We start from the raw sequence: 15,182 nt of genomic DNA, 5'->3' as shown, positions 1-15,182 counted from the left end.
TATTTAGTTCCCAACTTTATCTACAAAATAGTTCCAAAAGGGATTACTAAAAAGCACGATCATCGAAACTACAAAACAATAAATGGCCGTAGACTCAATCATGGCTAAGCCCACAAATAGCGTTCGAGTTATGGTTGATGACGCATCTGGTTGTTGTGCGAGTGCTTTTAATGCATTGGCTATCGCTGTCCCTTCAGCTAAAGAAGGGCCTAATACTCCGATGCCAATTGTCAGCCCCGCAGTGATGATCGAACAAATAGCAATTAGGGTGAGGTTATCCATTAGTTTTCTCCTGTGTCGAAACGGATATTGATGTAAATTTGGGGTGCTTTGCTGATCCTGCGCAGTAGCTGCAGCGATATACACAGCTGCGAGAATAAAGAATATGTAGGCTTGTACCATTCCGGTTAATAGACCTAACAAAGACATAATAATGGGGAATACAAATGGGGAGATAATCAGCAAAATAGCGATAATCATGGCTCCGCTCATCATATTTCCAAATAAGCGTACCGACAACGCTAAGGTACGAGACAGCTCACCTATGATATTAAACGGCAGCATAAAGACATTAGGTTGAGCGTAAGACTGCAAATATTTTAATACTCCCTTTTGTTTTATTCCGTAATAGGGGACAGAAATAAACACACAGAACGACAATGCGATTGTGGTAGACAAAGAACCTGTTGGTGGCTCAAAGCGAGGAAATATAGTGAGCAAATTAGCCGTTGCAATAAACAAAAATAGGGTGCCTAGAAAGCCAATGTATTTAGCCGGCTTACGCAAACCTGCTTCGCTTATTTGCTGCAAAATAGTCACTACTAATACTTCTAAACCATTTTGCCAGCGAGTAGGCTGCAATTGATCATTCAATTTACGGGTAATCAGATACGCACTTAGTACTAAAATAGCCATTATCAACCAAGTGAAAACGATAGTGGCATTTAGCTTTAAAAAGCCAAACTGCCAAAAGATGATTTCATCGGGCGTAATATGCATGGTTGTGAACCTTCTCTGTTATTTCTGAATTACCAATAAGTGAAACCATGTGCTTCTCATTTAGTTGTTAAACTGGATTGGGTTTTGCACTAATTGACAACATTCTGTTAGTTACGACTCGACCAATTAGAAAACCGATCAAGCATGAAATAAGTAGCCAAAATTGCTGATTTGAAATTAAATAGAAGGCAATTAAGCTCAACCCCATGCGCAATATAAAACCACCGATAAACCAATAAACCGGTTGTGCTGATCGCAGTCCTTTTTGCACCGTAATCCATAAGCTATAGAAAAAGCTAATGCCTAAAACAACACCCGCAACCAACGCAAATAGCATATTTAATGGTTCGATCATGGTTAGTCTTCCTCGTCTGTTGAGTTGTTATCATTCTGGTTGTGAATCGCTTGATGCTCTTTGTTGACCCAGCCCCATGCAGTGAAGCAACCAATAGCTAAGCCGGCCAATAATAACGCTAAAGTCCAAGAGCGTTGTCCATCGTAATTTTTGTCTATCCAAATGCCTAAACTGACACCCAAAAAAGTCGGTACCGCCACTGACCAACCTATGACTCCCATCATGCCTAACCCAAACCATACACCGGGATTTTTGTGGCGTTTCGCTTTTAGTTTTAATTGCGCTTTTGTTTCTACTTGCTTCACCAAAGAATGCGTTGTGTGTTTTTCGGGTTGTGACTTGCCATCTTTGCTAGACATTAGGCATCAATCTCTAGACATTGATGAAAACTGCTTCAAAAAAGTCGTTTCTAATTTGGCTAACACACTGCGCAATTCCAATTGTTGTTGATCTAATTTTAGAAATTCTTGCTCGACAGTTTCGTGCAACTGCTCTAAAGAACTACCAATTACGGCTCTGCGTACAGAGATCAGCAACTGCTTTCCTGTTTTAACCAGCATACCCTCATCAATCGCAATATAAGCATACTCATTAGCAGATACCTGATAGGTTAAAATACCAGGCACCACAGGTGTCACGCAGTCCAGTCGATTGGGTAAAATCCCAAAACTACCTTCGGGGGTTTCGACTACAACACTGATGACATCCTTTATTTCCAAAAATATTTGATGGGGAAGTAAAATTTTAACTTGCATGTTGGTTGTCCTGTTGGCCTGCCTCTGCACTATCACTTTTTGATTTCAAGGCTTCACTAACGTCACCAATCATGTATAACGCACTTTCAGGATAGTCATCAAAATCACCCTGCAGAATTTGCTCACATCCGCTTAGGGCACATTCCAAACTAACAAATTTTCCTTGCATGCCAGTGAATTGTTCCGTAGTGAAAAAAGGCTGTGTAAAGAAGCGCTCCAAACGACGGGCACGAGTAACTATTTTACGGTCTTTATTAGAAAGCTGCTCTAATCCAAGCATCGCGATAATGTCTTTTAATTCATCATATTGAGCGAGTATTTGTCTGACTTGTTGAGCTAATTTGTAATGCCGCTCACCGACGATATTTGCTGTTGCTAAACTTGAACTGGATTGCAGCGGGTCGATGGATGGATATAGGCCTTCACTGGCACGTTTTCGGGAAAGTACCAATGTTGCCGAAAGGTGTGAAAAAGTATGGGTTGCGGCAGGATCGGTGAAGTCATCGGCAGGCACATACACAGCTTGTATCGATGTTATCGCACCATTTTGCGTGTTCGCTATGCGCTCTTCCAAACCGGATAACTCGGTACCCAATGTTGGCTGATAACCCATCCTCGAAGGCATTTGTCCCATCAGACCAGATACCTCAGAGCCGGCCTGAATAAACCGAAAAATATTGTCAATTAATAGCAAAACATCTTTGTGTTCATCGTCACGAAAATACTCCGCCATAGTGAGGGCGGCATGACCAATTCGAAAGCGGCTACCGGGCGGCTCGTTCATTTGTCCGAATAGCATAACCATATTATCCAGCACGCCAGCCTGCTTCATTTCCCGATAAAGCTCTTCACCTTCACGGCAACGCTCGCCAATACCACAAAAGATACTCACTCCTTTTTGATGGCTAACCATGTTGTGGATCATTTCTGTTAACAGTACCGTTTTACCCACACCAGCACCGCCAAATAAACCCGCCTTGCCACCACGTTCGAGTGGGCATAACACATCGACAATTTTTATTCCGGTCTCGAAAATTTGTAATTGACTGGATAATTTAGATAACGGCGGGGGATTTTGATGCACACTGCGACGTTCACAGTTTTGGTCAAAATCTTTGCCGTCAATAGGGTTGCCGAACACGTTAAACATACGCGATATGATTTGTTTGCCGATAGGCACGGTAAGAGGCTGGCCAGAGTCTTCAGCTTGCATACCTCTGGCTAAACCCTGAGTAGGGGTCAGTGCAATGGTACGTACTTTATTATTAGGTAATTGGGTAAGCACTTCTAACGCGATAGTGCGATTTTTAGCATAGATAATATTGTGAATAGCAGGCGGTTTGTGATCGAACTTAATTTCGACAATGCTACCGCGCACGGCACTGACTACACCGACTTGACTAGGTGCGTGTTGCCAATCTTCTATTAATGAATCAGAGGATTCTATACTCGACATTTACGATGCACCTTAGTTGACATGATCATTATAAATTTCATTGCTGCTTGCGAATTGATCTCGATCAAACTCACAAATGATAATGGTTTATAAATTAAGTAAAGGTTATCGCTAATTTATTTATATTTATTGGGTTTTAAGAATTAGACATATCTTCTAGCTTAGCAACCCCAAAACTTATCCCTAACGAGATGGCGCTTTGCAGGGTTAGGTCGTCCTTTGAAACCCCTTTGGTTTGATTTGCGACTTGTTCTAAAGGGACGCTGGTTAATTGATTATTTTGTTGCACAACAACCCGTCCGAATTGTTTTTCAGTAACCAGTTTTGCTGCAAAGGTACCTACGTTTGTAGCAAAAATACGGTCATTTGCTGTGGGCGAACCGCCGCGCTGAATATGTCCTAAAGAGGTTGCTCTTACTTCAATACTTAAGCGTTTTTCCAGCTGACTTTTAAGTACATTTGAAATACCGCCTAAACGTATCGGATCTGGGCTGTCAGAAATCGTTTGTTGCACGGCCATAGATCCATTTTCAGGTTTTGCGCCCTCTGCAATCACAATAATAGAATAGTGCTGATCACTGGCTCTTAATTCGCATGCTGAGACGATTTCATCCAGATTATAAGGAAATTCTGGAATCAGAATGACATCTGCTCCCCCTGCAACGCCTGCATGTAGCGCAATCCATCCGGCGTAACGTCCCATGGTTTCAAGGATCATAATTCGTTTGTGTGAATGGCCGGTGGTACGCAATCTATCAATTGCTTCGGTTACAATTGATACCGCCGTTTCAAAACCAAATGTGCGTTCGGTGCACATCAAGTCGTTATCAATTGTTTTCGGAACCCCAACAATATTCATACCTAGTTTTGTTAGTTCATAGGCAATTGACATAGTGCCATCACCGCCAATCATCACTATGGCATCAAGACCGAGCTCTTGATAATAAGACTGCACATCTTGTGAGCAGTCTTTACCTTGGTAATCAAAAGGATTTGCCTTATTACTGGTACCTAAAATGGTACCGCCTAAGGGTAAGATCCCACTGCAGTCAGCATAACTTAATTGTCGTACTTTGCGTTTTAGTAGGCCATCAAAACCATCTTCGATACCTATAATTTCAGCATTATTGTTTAACATTAACGATTTTGCTACAGCGCGTATTGCTGCATTTAAACCCTGACAATCACCACCGCCAGTCAGAATGCCTATCCGCATTTTTTAAACTTCCTACGTATTCTAATAATTGATATTGGTCATCTATTTATATCGGGGAATATCACCCAACGACTTTACCACTGTCTGGTGATTGCGCTATTAGTAATAACCCTTACTTTGTATATCAAATTAGCAGAAGAAGAGGCGAGTTTGTTCCATCTCGCAAAGCAAATATGCGGGTATGTCGTCGGTTAATCTCTCATTTTAAACCGACTATAACCACTTTCGTTTTTTGAAAAATAGCAACATGCCACAAACCATGCTTAAAATAATTAACCAAACTACCAGGTAACCGTAGGGTGACAATAATTCAGGCATACTCAGAGGGCCGGCGCTGGGATTGAAATTCATGCCATAAATACCCACCACAAAAGTAGGTGGTATAAATAGCGTGGCAATGATGGTCAATACCCGCATGACTTCATTTAATTTCAAACTAACTAAACTCATGTACAGCTCCATCAAACCATTTGTCATTTCATGGTAGGTTTCGATTAATTCAAGTAACGAAATACTATGGTCGTAACAATCCCTTAAAAAAACTTTAGTTTTTGCGCTTATTAGGCTTTGCGTGTCGTCTCTGATGAGTTGGTTAAGCAGCTCTCGTTGTGGCCAAATTTGCCTTCTTAGTAAAACCACATCGCGGCGTAATTGATGAATTTTCTGTAAGATTTCTTTATCGTGATTTTTTAATAATAGCTCTTCTGTTGAATCAATCAGCTGCGCATAAGTTTCCAGTACCGGAAAGCACCAATCAACCACGGAATCAATTAAACTGTAAAACAAGTAGTCAGCTTTATGGGTTCGCATCTTGCCGCTAGCAAGGTTTAATCTGGTTTTGACGCCAGAGAACGGGTTGAATTGACCACTGCAAAAAGAAACCACAGTGCCCTTCATTAAAAATAAGCTAACTTGTTGCAGATAAATATTCGATTCGCTTTGCACAGGTAGCGAAAAAATAGAGAAAATTTGACCATCGTGGGTTTCTATTTTAGGCCGTTCGGCTCGGTTGGCAACGTCCTCAATGTATAACTCGTGTATTCCAAAATTCGTTGCCAAATGACTCAATAATGCTTTGTCAGGATTACCCTGAACGTGCACCCAAGTAATATTGTCTTTATTGACGTATTCCATGCATTGTTCGACCGTAATACCACTTTGTTCAACCACTTGATGTTCATTGTAGTTAAACAAAGTAATGTTAACCGCCCCATCAACAGATGCATCAATAAGCCCTGGTTGCGCCCCTGGCTGACCATATTGTTTGCGGAATAGTTTCATAATTGTCCTTATATGATGGCTTAGATAACACCACTAACTCTAGGCTATATTTCGTTGCTAATTTAGCACTACAGGAAAAGATGTAGCATCATCATTAAACTAGAAAAGGATTAAATTAACCACATAGTTGGTCGTTTACCCCGAATACTCGTGAAGCAATACAGACATTTTAATTATCGACGCAGCAAGCACTATTTTAAAGGGGAGGGCTGTTTTCCCTCCTTTGTTGGGGGGAACCTTTATATTCGATATGTTTTGAGGATGGAGTAATAATTTGATACTAATAACTGTAAAAGTTATTCAACAGAGGTCGGTATGTGTTCGAAAGCACTACATGGTTCTTCAACTATCAAATTCATGTTAACGCTAGTTAAGTGTTTATACTCTTGCCAACCAATTATCAAATTCACGCTGTAATACTGACAATTTTTGAGATGATATGCGTTCCATATCGCTGATGTTGATAACATTGCATCCGTTAATATTCTCTTCCTGCAATAAGCGAGATAGTGTTTTATGATACTTATCCATCAAAAATGCTACGAACGCCCAGCTTGTAGCATACATTTCGGTTCTTTGAGTGTCCCAGTGGTGCTGATTTGCATTAAATAAGGTTACCAGTGGAATAGCGCCAAATTTACGGATATGAGTTACCCAATGGTTATACAAAGGGTTATCAGTGTGACTTGTTTCGGCATATTCAGCGATCCCCTCATTTAGCCATCTATTCATGTGTCCAAACCAATGACGATTAATCGAGTGCATTGCTTCATGGACCGCTGTATTAACACTCTGTTCATCATTATTCATCATAACAACTGACTCATTTATACTGCTTGCGTAAAATCCGATTGCTGACTTAACAGAGGGGGCTATACGTTTCTGATAAGTGCTGTAATTATTTACATCTGTGAATAATCTAAAATTGATGGTTATCGGCTTTACTAATTGTTTTGGAGTGATCTGAGCAAATAATGCTTTGTTTGCCATAACCCGCGATTCAATTTTATGTTGGAGACTAAATGGCGGGTGAGTGCCAGTGTAGTTAATAGATAGTTCTTCGGGGCGAATTGTTCCTATCACTGAAACCGGAGTGGCACTGTCAATCTTACGTGGCTTATCGCTAAGGTGGCGAGTGCCGCTATCATCTATCCATGTGTATATTTGCTTGCTCGCAGATTTAGGCCGCTTATCAGAGCATACTGCGTCGCTGGCAGATAACTCAGTATGATTAATTAAATTGGCATTTGCAGTTTTTTTACTGGCTTGTTTAGAACTAACACGTGGTTCTACATTTTGTTGTTTTTTAGAGTTTTCGAAAGTTAAATTTTGCTGGGAAATGCGTTCGTTTTTGTGGTCAATCAACCCATCGATATAAGATATGGGGTGTGAAAACCATTCTGGCAAAGGAAAGCGATCTCTACCGATATAAAGCACAACAATAGAGTTAACAACGATAAGCGATAAAGCTACTCCAAGCTTTAATACACGATTTATGTTTATGAACATAAATGTCCTTATAAAATGCCTATAATTCAAAGAAATATTTTAAATTTAAATGTATATCAGCAGATTTTAAAATGATTAACTAGACTCTAAATAGAGCCAAGTTATCTAGAATAATACGTAATTTAAGCTTAATTAACGGTTTTGTTTTATCTGTATCAAGATGCTTAGACACTAAGATTAGTGAGTGAAGTTTTAGAGGTGTCCATTACTAGCAAGTTGCTAATTCCTCAGGTTTCCATACAAACAGATAAACTGGTGATAATCATTGGCAAATTCGTCATTCGTCTTCTTACTTTAATTGAAAAATTATTGCCATTTAAATAATAGAGAATCATACGGTTTTTCTGAATGTTATTGATAAGAGGTCATCTCAAATAACATGGTGGACATTGTTTGAAAAGGTAATAAATATTGCAGCACTTAAGGCATATAGAAGTATTCAAATACCCAATATTTAGTTAGACCCGATTATCTAAATTGATCTTAAGTACAAGGATCATATTTAGTTAATAAATTCCCATTGTTGCCATACAAGGAGCGATAAATACTCAATACACTCTGCCTTGCATTTTCTTCTTCAGCAATTTTAACGGTTCTAATTTGATGTTTCCTGTATTCGATTGCGGCTCTATTAATGAGGGGGAATGTTAAGGGCTTGAATTTTTCAGTGTATAGTCCTTTCACTAGACCAACGAATAGGTCAACATCATTTTCCATCTCGGCTTTAATAATTGCGTAACCTAGGGTTCCCATGTCAGCGATTATATAATAATGCTCTCTCATCTTTTTATATGGTGTCATTTTAGGAGAGTTAGCATTAGTGGCAATTAACTTATTTAAATTGTCTATTACCTGTTCTGCATTTTCTTTATATTGTTTGACTAATTCCAAGACGTTGTTGCTGTTAATGCTTGTAGAATGATCAGCATAATTAAACTGCATGTCTCGGGACAAACTTTTTGCGTAGAGTCCATAATAAATATTACAAACTGGGTTTGAATTCGCATTATTGGCGTAAAAAAGCGTTACTAATAAGAATAAACAACTAAAAAAGCGGTTGAGCGTTAGTATATTTACCATTGGATCCTTCCTTGCGCTTAAATCGTGTTAGGGTAATTTAATTCTGCCATTAAGTATTTTATTGGTCAATATTTGAACAGTGTGTTTTAGGGGGGCGACTTTTCTATTGGCATTTAGAGCATATTTTAACGGGTTAGTTGAAGACGAATTGATTGTTAAAGTTATTTATTTGAAATTTGTGAAAGAGTCTCCTAATTTAATGTAATAGATTTGCCTTAAATGGAATTAAAATGTCAAATAATGACTTAGGTACACTCGCTTCCTCAAAACGTGAACTCACTTTCATCCGGTACCTCGCGGCGTTAGGCGCTATTGTTGGTGGAAATATTGGATATGAATTCTATTTAGGTAGTGGCGACACACTTCCAATCTTAGCGGGGGTGTTAATTGGCGCAATAGCAGGCGCACTGTGCGCAAAAGCGCTGAGCATAGCTATTCAAATCGCTGTAATGACACTCATTGTTTTATATTACGCAAATCGAATTTTCAATATCTGGGCTTTGATAACCTCATAAGCCATATATCTGTGGGGTCACCAATAAGTCAGCCGTTGAAATATATCCAGTGGATTTACATCCTGAGTTGGCTGTTCTGCATAGAGAAGTTCATAGCGGTAGATACACTAATTTGTACCCCTAAATGTCCCCCTAAAAATCAAACTATCAACGGTCATTAGCGAACCTTCTCCGATCAAAAACCCATAAAAAAACCCTGTTAATCACCGTTTTTAGCGGCTTTGGCAGGGGTTTCGTCGTTCGTCGAACGTAAATTTGGTGGAGCTGGCGGGAAGTGACACTAAGTTTAGTTAATTGACATAACCCTAGAATACATAAGGCCTACAACCTGTTCAAGCACTCTGTAACCACTAAAAGTGTGACACTTGTGTGTGACACTTACCAAACTCTTTCAAATGAATACGTTTGATGAGCTGTACAATGCTATGTCAATGTTTACATAATATAAATTCTTATAAAACAATAACTTATATGATTATTTTCTTTCATTTTCTTTAATCTTTAACTATATTATTGATAATTTATATAAGGATGAAATCATGAATTTTGAAGTGCCACAACACCTTTTAATAAACGAAACTTTTGAAGATAAACAATACTCCTTAATTCCGTATGTAGAGCTTGTAGCTAATGTGAATATACTCATTCTGAATGCAGTTGTTGGGGACAGTACCATCGGAAAAATGACTAAGATGTTTTTAGTGGTAGATTTTTTGGATATGTATCAAATTTTATATTCGTTACTTGGGGTTAAAAGCTTCAATTTAACTCTATTAACGCGACGAGATGATAATAATGGGGTTTATGCCGTTTCCGATGTTATTGAAATACTTATGGGTAAGGATGAAGCAAATCAAGATGGTTATATATATCGTTGTAAAAGTGGAAAAACTTATATAGATTCTTCTCTTGCAAACAATGAGCACGAGCTGCGTGGACTACAGACTTTATACAAGATTGAAGATTGAGTCGAGTTTAATGAATAAGACATTCTAAGGACTTGCTATTGTCAAATTACATGAGCATATACGCGCTGATGTATCACTGATGCGGAAGTTTGATGTAAAGGTCAGCTTTATTTCACTTTCGAAGCGAAAAAAGGAGGGGATCTTTTAAGTTTCAATCAGCTTCAATTATAAATCACTCGTTTTATAAATAACAACGTTCCTACTAATAAGTTGTTTCAATGACTGCCGCTAGTGAAGAATATGCAATGCGAAAACGAACTAACACTATCCATGCTTCAACACTAAAGCATTACTTTTGGAAACCTTGGTTTATTCAATAAAGCTAGCCGAGAAACACGGCCATCCACTTAGAAGCTTTGACTGAACTTGAAAACCATTATTAAACAAGGATTTACTAAATGAATTTATCTATTGAAGATCTCTTTTCAATTGTTGTCAACCTAAGTGGTTGGTTAGTATTTTTACTTGCTACCATTTTTGTGCCTAAATATTTGGGAGCAAAAGCTAAGGGGCTTGCTCAAAAAGAAGATGTTGAAGCTGTTACACGTATTGTAGAAAAAATTCGAAAGGAACACGCGAAGGATCTTGAATTATTGAAAGGAGAAATACAAAGTAATTTAGGTAACCAAGAGTTGAAACGAAAAGTGTATTCAGACTTTGTAAAAAGTTTATATGTTTTTAACGATGGTAATAAGGATGAGACTTTAAAGGATTTATTTATAGATAGTTATTCTTTAATGTGGGTTTGGGCACCTGATGAGGTTTTGTTAGTTTTAAAAGATTTTGTGCAACTACAGACTGATATTGGAAAAGGTTTAAACGTCAATCAAGATGATGTGAAAGCGTCATATTCGAAATGTATTTTAGTATTGAGAAAGGATATCTACAATAAAACGGAATTGGAATCGTCTGATTATAAATTCCCTCGGTTTTGAACGTTAACCAGCTTTACTACGCGATTTATTTTAACTCGTCAATGTGAACAATTACATTGCTTATAATTTAGATTAATATAAGCCTTATTACAAAATCTATACACAAAAGGGATTTATTTAATGAAAACAGAATATTACCTAGAATCTAGTTATTCAATCTCAAATAAATCAACTAAAATTACGATAGAAAAATCTAAATATGAACGTTTAAAAGAATGTAAGGTAATCTTGTCTGAAGCGTTTGCACTTGAAGAAAAATATGAGTTATTAATCTCCAATTACAATGAGCTAGAAACTCAACTTCTCAAGAATTCATTATCATTTATGTTGGATAGAACTGATGATATTTATCATGATGGATTTGAAGAAAGATTGATGTTTAATCGGTGGATAGTTAACCTGTTATCGTCTGCCAAGATGATATTCGATCAAGTAAATACCCATGTTAGGAAATGTTTGCCATACGAAAATGGCGAAGTACTAAAGGAAAGAGTCAATTCTCTATATTCAAGAGAGTATGACAAGCATTTTGAATATCGATTTATGTGCGCCTTGAGGAATTTTGTTCAACATTGCGGCTTGGCTGTTCATGTAGTCAAACGAAATAGGAGTTGGACAGAGCAAGACAGCACTGACAGAATGAAAAATAGTGTAATTATATTGACTAAAAAAGCAAACCTCTCAGGAGAAAAACGTTTTAAAAGAGACATCTATCACGAAATGCCTTCTGAGATGAATTTAATTTATTCGACACGAGTATTTTTGGAGTCTATTAGTAAGGTTCATATAGAAATCAGAAAATTAATAGAGACATCAGTACTTTTAGCGCGCACAGAAATTGAAGAAACGCTAAGTGAATATTCAAAAGCCATAGGAAGAAACGTGACTACAGTTGAAGCCTGCTCATGCGAATTTTCAAATCACGAAGAAGTTGCTGAAAGAGTACAAATATTTTTAGAATGGGATGATATTAGAGTTAAGCTGACAAAAAGAAATAAGGGTTTAATTAATCTTCATAAGAGATTTGTCACCAATTTAATGAACCCAAAATAATAAATGACTATAAAATCCAATTCTTTAATTCAGTTATATCGACTAATACCTGACCTAACATTTTACTTGAGAGGTTTCACCAAACCGGACTAACAGCTGTAAGCGAAAATCAGACATATAATAAACACAATTTATAAAAGTTTGAATATTACATTCATGGTTGATAGCCTATATCGAAGAACTACACGGATGAATCTTATGAATAAACTGTTTCTGTTGATAGCAATCATTGTTTGCGGTAAATCTCAAGCGTCACTTATCTTTTACTCCACACTTTCTGAGTTTCAAAACAACACCGCCAATCTTGTTATCGAAGATTGGAGAAGCTACCCAACACACACAATTCTCTCTAATCAAAGTATCAACGGGATTACTTACCAACCCGAAAACTCGCTGGGAGAATCAATAGTAACGCTTGGCAGCAGTTGTCGTTACGAGGAGTATTGGTGCATCAGCCACCTTTCCGAATCTGGAAGAACGCGCAGCTTCGGGCGTGGAGCAGTGACTTTTAAATTTGAAAACCCTATTAATGCGTTTTCTATTTCCCTCATTCAGGGGATCAATGACCGCATTGATGGTACAAGCATTTGGGATATTTCTTTCGACACAGGCCAGTCAGCACAAGTTGTTAGCAATTACACAATTGATAATAGTTACGGATTAGGATACCTCGGTATAAGCGGGATAAATGGTGCTAGAGAGGTTATTGTGCGCAAAATAAGAAATGACTCGAATGTGGTTCACTCATTCAATCACATTGGATATCAGAGTATTACGGTAGATGAGCCAGCAACATTCCTCCTTTTCGCAATGGTGTTTATGTTTATGCGTAGATTTCGAAATCACACATAAACTGCTACAGACTTATGAATTTGTTTTCTCATTTAAAGCAGAATTCAACTTAATAGCAGCCCTCAACTTTAAATACTACGAGGTTACCAGTATGTATATATCAACGCTTCTATACCCACTTTTATCAACTACCGGTGTGTGTACTTAAACTTCATTCAAACTTCCAAATTGAGTTCATGCTAGCTCACTTTAGTCGATGATGTTTTTAGTGGCACTAAAATTGGAACTTTTGATTCAAAACGGGTGTTCACAAGAAGCAAGATCTATAGGGTTTAGTGGTCGCATTGAATTTGTAACCTCTTTGAATTTTTCTAATTTTTACAATTTTTGCCCCCCCGTTTTGTAATTTCGCATTTTCTTATAGTTGTTGATTATCTACTCTTAGAGCAATATTCCGTATTGTACTAGCCCAAAATCTCCCTCCATTCGCGGTGTCGATTCTCATTGCATTTAACCGGTTGGCAATTTCAGAGTAGGGCAAAGATGAGTTAATCATGGGTTCTATCATCTTCCACATTTCAGCTGCAAATTCATCAGCTTTGCGTTTTTTGGCTATGTTCCTTTCGTTTGTTTTCGTTCTAAGCCCTCCTAGCTTCCTTCCACGAGCTTTTGCTTCTGCGAGGGCGGCTTTTGTTCTTTTACTAATGAACTCGCGCTCCTGTTCGGCTAAGGCTGCGTATATGTGAAGCTGGAATGGATCGGCATGAGGCATAGTCGCAACTTTAAATTTAAGTTCTCTGTCTTCCATCATCAATGCAATCTTTGAAACTTTTCGACTTAATCTGTCGAGCTTCGCAACAAGAAGAGTAGCTTTATGACTTTTGGCTAATTCAATTGCTTGTTCTAATATCGGACGAGCTGAATTAGCTCCAGAATCGATCTCTGTAAGCTCAATCAGTACCGAGCTAGGGGAAGGTGAGTAGTTATCGAGAAAAAGCTTTATATCGCGCTTCTGGGCGTCTAAGCCTAAACCGGATTTACCCTGTTCATTCGTGCTAACACGTAAGTAAACGACATATTCCATAATTTTACTCCCCTATACAAAATAGCAACGGTGGTTGTGATATGTAAATCTTGTATTTAACTATAAGAATAGGTAGCTTCACCGTCAACTATTAAAATGGAAAAATGGGTCAAAATGAGTTATGCCATCATCTACTAAAAAAGCGGCTGGAAATCCAGTGATTACAAGGGCTCTGGCCAATTCTTCCAGAGGGCTGTCTAGAGGGCGGCCAGTACTTAGGTATAACAGTTATATTGAGAGTTATACACCGGAACAGTTACCTAAAATAACAACTAGAAAACAATTATATAAAACACACTGCTTAGACGCTAAAAAGCATCACTATATTAATTATGGATTGAGAGCTGCTGTTCTGGGGTTACTAGAGGCAGCTAATAACGATAAGACTAATACAAAACATGTGACTGTTCAGTTGAATGAAGGTTTTTCAAAGAGAGTTATTGATGAGAGTGGTACGCGAGGGTCAGCGCAATATTTTAATAGAATGTTTCGTATGCGTATCGCGGCACCATTAAATATTGCAAACTACTTTTTTGTGTTTGAAACATCTCAACGTGGCAATTTACATGTTCATATTGTACTCAATATTGATGAAAGTGAAGTAGGAAGACTAAAAGAGCTACTGAAAAGCTCTGGGTGGCTTCAAACCGATAATTTGGGGAAAGTGTCCAACTCGGCAATTAAAGTTGATAGCGGGTATCCTGTGCGTCTTTTCCGAAACGCTATGTCGCTAGAAGAGATTGAATATATCGAAATGGAAGTTGAAGATTACTCTGACGACTCACTTTGGCAATGTGTAAGAAAAAAGGCAGACGACAAAGGTAATATAGTTTGTCAGGAGTATCAGCTTAAAGAGCATCATACTATTGACGAAGGGTTAGCTGACTATTTGTGTAAAGACCTTACAGATAGTTTATTTTATGGTGGTAAGAATTACGGCATCAGTAGGTCGCTTAAGAGTCATATGAAGCCATATATCGAGCAAGTGATTAGTAAAGATAAAAAACATAAGTCCTAGGTGTAAGAGTGTGTATGTGTGGGTATCGTTACTAAAAAAGTTGCGCTTCCTGCAACGCGTATTCTTATATTTAGATGAATTAGTCTGAACTCAATCTTACATTTTCTATATACAGAGCTTGACCAAAACTTGCAGACGGCTCCGTGCCAAAAGCTGCCGTACCCGA

Annotated in this window: 16 protein-coding genes and 1 pseudogene; 6 read left to right on the top strand and 11 right to left on the bottom strand. The window is 38.1% G+C overall.

Features of this window, described 5'->3' with window-relative positions; genetic code table 11:
* Positions 1-3: 3 nt before the first annotated feature.
* From ABWV72_RS05265 to ABWV72_RS05220, 10 genes and pseudogenes are all read right to left on the bottom strand, one after another.
* The gene (locus ABWV72_RS05265) at positions 4-282 is read right to left on the bottom strand and encodes a F0F1 ATP synthase subunit C (RefSeq protein WP_216048495.1); all 279 of its coding nucleotides are present in this window, start codon (positions 280-282) and stop codon (positions 4-6) included.
* A gap of 60 nt (positions 283-342) precedes the next feature.
* Positions 343-999 (bottom strand): annotated as a pseudogene (locus tag ABWV72_RS05260) (F0F1 ATP synthase subunit A); the annotation flags it as partial.
* 67 nt (positions 1,000-1,066) lie between these two features.
* Positions 1,067-1,354 carry an N-ATPase subunit AtpR gene (locus ABWV72_RS05255; RefSeq protein ID WP_342804542.1) on the bottom strand — a complete coding sequence of 96 codons (288 nt, stop codon included), beginning with the start codon at positions 1,352-1,354 and terminating at the stop codon, positions 1,067-1,069.
* A 2-nt stretch (positions 1,355-1,356) separates the two neighbouring features.
* Positions 1,357-1,713, bottom strand: a complete 357-nt coding sequence (locus ABWV72_RS05250; RefSeq protein ID WP_353369159.1) for an AtpZ/AtpI family protein — start codon at positions 1,711-1,713, stop codon at positions 1,357-1,359.
* A 6-nt stretch (positions 1,714-1,719) separates the two neighbouring features.
* The gene (locus ABWV72_RS05245) at positions 1,720-2,109 is read right to left on the bottom strand and encodes a F0F1 ATP synthase subunit epsilon (protein ID WP_216048499.1); all 390 of its coding nucleotides are present in this window, start codon (positions 2,107-2,109) and stop codon (positions 1,720-1,722) included.
* Positions 2,099-3,565: a F0F1 ATP synthase subunit beta gene (gene atpD / locus ABWV72_RS05240; RefSeq protein WP_353369157.1), complete on the bottom strand. Its 1,467-nt coding sequence runs from the start codon at positions 3,563-3,565 to the stop codon at positions 2,099-2,101. The genes ABWV72_RS05245 and atpD overlap by 11 nt, the downstream gene beginning before the upstream one ends.
* Before the next feature lie 136 nt (positions 3,566-3,701).
* Positions 3,702-4,781, bottom strand: coding sequence for a 6-phosphofructokinase (locus ABWV72_RS05235; protein ID WP_353369155.1), 1,080 nt, complete (start codon positions 4,779-4,781; stop codon positions 3,702-3,704).
* Between the two features lie 213 nt (positions 4,782-4,994).
* Positions 4,995-6,062 (bottom strand): magnesium/cobalt transporter CorA, encoded by a 1,068-nt coding sequence (gene corA, locus ABWV72_RS05230; protein ID WP_216048502.1) that lies wholly within the window; start codon positions 6,060-6,062, stop codon positions 4,995-4,997.
* A gap of 378 nt (positions 6,063-6,440) precedes the next feature.
* A complete protein-coding gene (locus tag ABWV72_RS05225) occupies positions 6,441-7,571 on the bottom strand; it encodes a hypothetical protein (RefSeq protein WP_353369152.1) in 1,131 nt (376 codons plus the stop codon).
* 483 nt (positions 7,572-8,054) lie between these two features.
* Positions 8,055-8,651, bottom strand: coding sequence for a hypothetical protein (locus ABWV72_RS05220; RefSeq protein ID WP_303500799.1), 597 nt, complete (start codon positions 8,649-8,651; stop codon positions 8,055-8,057).
* A 230-nt stretch (positions 8,652-8,881) separates the two neighbouring features.
* Between ABWV72_RS05220 and ABWV72_RS05215 the strand changes: the two genes are divergently transcribed.
* The 5 genes from ABWV72_RS05215 to ABWV72_RS05195 all read left to right on the top strand — a co-directional run bounded on the left by ABWV72_RS05215 (position 8,882) and on the right by ABWV72_RS05195 (position 12,974).
* Positions 8,882-9,166: a glycine zipper 2TM domain-containing protein gene (locus ABWV72_RS05215; RefSeq protein ID WP_353369150.1), complete on the top strand. Its 285-nt coding sequence runs from the start codon at positions 8,882-8,884 to the stop codon at positions 9,164-9,166.
* 539 nt (positions 9,167-9,705) lie between these two features.
* Entirely contained in the window at positions 9,706-10,134 is a 429-nt protein-coding gene (locus tag ABWV72_RS05210) for a hypothetical protein (RefSeq protein ID WP_353369148.1), read from the top strand.
* 398 nt (positions 10,135-10,532) lie between these two features.
* Positions 10,533-11,069 carry a hypothetical protein gene (locus ABWV72_RS05205; RefSeq protein ID WP_353369146.1) on the top strand — a complete coding sequence of 179 codons (537 nt, stop codon included), beginning with the start codon at positions 10,533-10,535 and terminating at the stop codon, positions 11,067-11,069.
* 120 nt (positions 11,070-11,189) lie between these two features.
* Entirely contained in the window at positions 11,190-12,122 is a 933-nt protein-coding gene (locus ABWV72_RS05200) for a hypothetical protein (protein WP_353369144.1), read from the top strand.
* Between the two features lie 198 nt (positions 12,123-12,320).
* On the top strand, positions 12,321-12,974 hold the full coding sequence (locus ABWV72_RS05195) for a hypothetical protein (RefSeq protein ID WP_353369142.1): 654 nt from the start codon (positions 12,321-12,323) through the stop codon (positions 12,972-12,974).
* A 358-nt stretch (positions 12,975-13,332) separates the two neighbouring features.
* Here the strand turns inward: ABWV72_RS05195 and ABWV72_RS05190 are convergent, their stop codons facing one another.
* A complete protein-coding gene (locus ABWV72_RS05190) occupies positions 13,333-13,998 on the bottom strand; it encodes a recombinase family protein (protein WP_353369140.1) in 666 nt (221 codons plus the stop codon).
* Positions 13,999-14,119: 121 nt separating this feature from the next.
* Between ABWV72_RS05190 and ABWV72_RS05185 the strand changes: the two genes are divergently transcribed.
* A complete protein-coding gene (locus ABWV72_RS05185) occupies positions 14,120-15,016 on the top strand; it encodes a hypothetical protein (protein ID WP_353369138.1) in 897 nt (298 codons plus the stop codon).
* Positions 15,017-15,182 lie beyond the last annotated feature (166 nt).

The organism is Aliiglaciecola sp. NS0011-25 (assembly GCF_040370605.1).
Lineage (GTDB): Bacteria > Pseudomonadota > Gammaproteobacteria > Enterobacterales > Alteromonadaceae > Aliiglaciecola > Aliiglaciecola lipolytica_A.
The sequence above is the reverse complement of the archived record's forward strand: the minus strand, read 5'-3'. Positions and strand labels throughout refer to the sequence as shown.

Coding starts and splice junctions, on each gene's coding strand:
- ABWV72_RS05235 (WP_353369155.1), bottom strand. CDS start 4,781: ATGCGGATAGGCATTCTGACTGGCGGTGGTGATTGTCAGGGTTTAAAT.
- ABWV72_RS05205 (WP_353369146.1), top strand. CDS start 10,533: ATGAATTTATCTATTGAAGATCTCTTTTCAATTGTTGTCAACCTAAGT.
- ABWV72_RS05265 (WP_216048495.1), bottom strand. CDS start 282: ATGGATAACCTCACCCTAATTGCTATTTGTTCGATCATCACTGCGGGG.
- ABWV72_RS05185 (WP_353369138.1), top strand. CDS start 14,120: ATGCCATCATCTACTAAAAAAGCGGCTGGAAATCCAGTGATTACAAGG.
- ABWV72_RS05255 (WP_342804542.1), bottom strand. CDS start 1,354: ATGATCGAACCATTAAATATGCTATTTGCGTTGGTTGCGGGTGTTGTT.
- ABWV72_RS05220 (WP_303500799.1), bottom strand. CDS start 8,651: ATGGTAAATATACTAACGCTCAACCGCTTTTTTAGTTGTTTATTCTTA.
- atpD (WP_353369157.1), bottom strand. CDS start 3,565: ATGTCGAGTATAGAATCCTCTGATTCATTAATAGAAGATTGGCAACAC.
- ABWV72_RS05210 (WP_353369148.1), top strand. CDS start 9,706: ATGAATTTTGAAGTGCCACAACACCTTTTAATAAACGAAACTTTTGAA.
- corA (WP_216048502.1), bottom strand. CDS start 6,062: ATGAAACTATTCCGCAAACAATATGGTCAGCCAGGGGCGCAACCAGGG.
- ABWV72_RS05200 (WP_353369144.1), top strand. CDS start 11,190: ATGAAAACAGAATATTACCTAGAATCTAGTTATTCAATCTCAAATAAA.
- ABWV72_RS05250 (WP_353369159.1), bottom strand. CDS start 1,713: ATGTCTAGCAAAGATGGCAAGTCACAACCCGAAAAACACACAACGCAT.
- ABWV72_RS05195 (WP_353369142.1), top strand. CDS start 12,321: ATGAATAAACTGTTTCTGTTGATAGCAATCATTGTTTGCGGTAAATCT.
- ABWV72_RS05215 (WP_353369150.1), top strand. CDS start 8,882: ATGTCAAATAATGACTTAGGTACACTCGCTTCCTCAAAACGTGAACTC.
- ABWV72_RS05190 (WP_353369140.1), bottom strand. CDS start 13,998: ATGGAATATGTCGTTTACTTACGTGTTAGCACGAATGAACAGGGTAAA.
- ABWV72_RS05245 (WP_216048499.1), bottom strand. CDS start 2,109: ATGCAAGTTAAAATTTTACTTCCCCATCAAATATTTTTGGAAATAAAG.
- ABWV72_RS05225 (WP_353369152.1), bottom strand. CDS start 7,571: ATGTTCATAAACATAAATCGTGTATTAAAGCTTGGAGTAGCTTTATCG.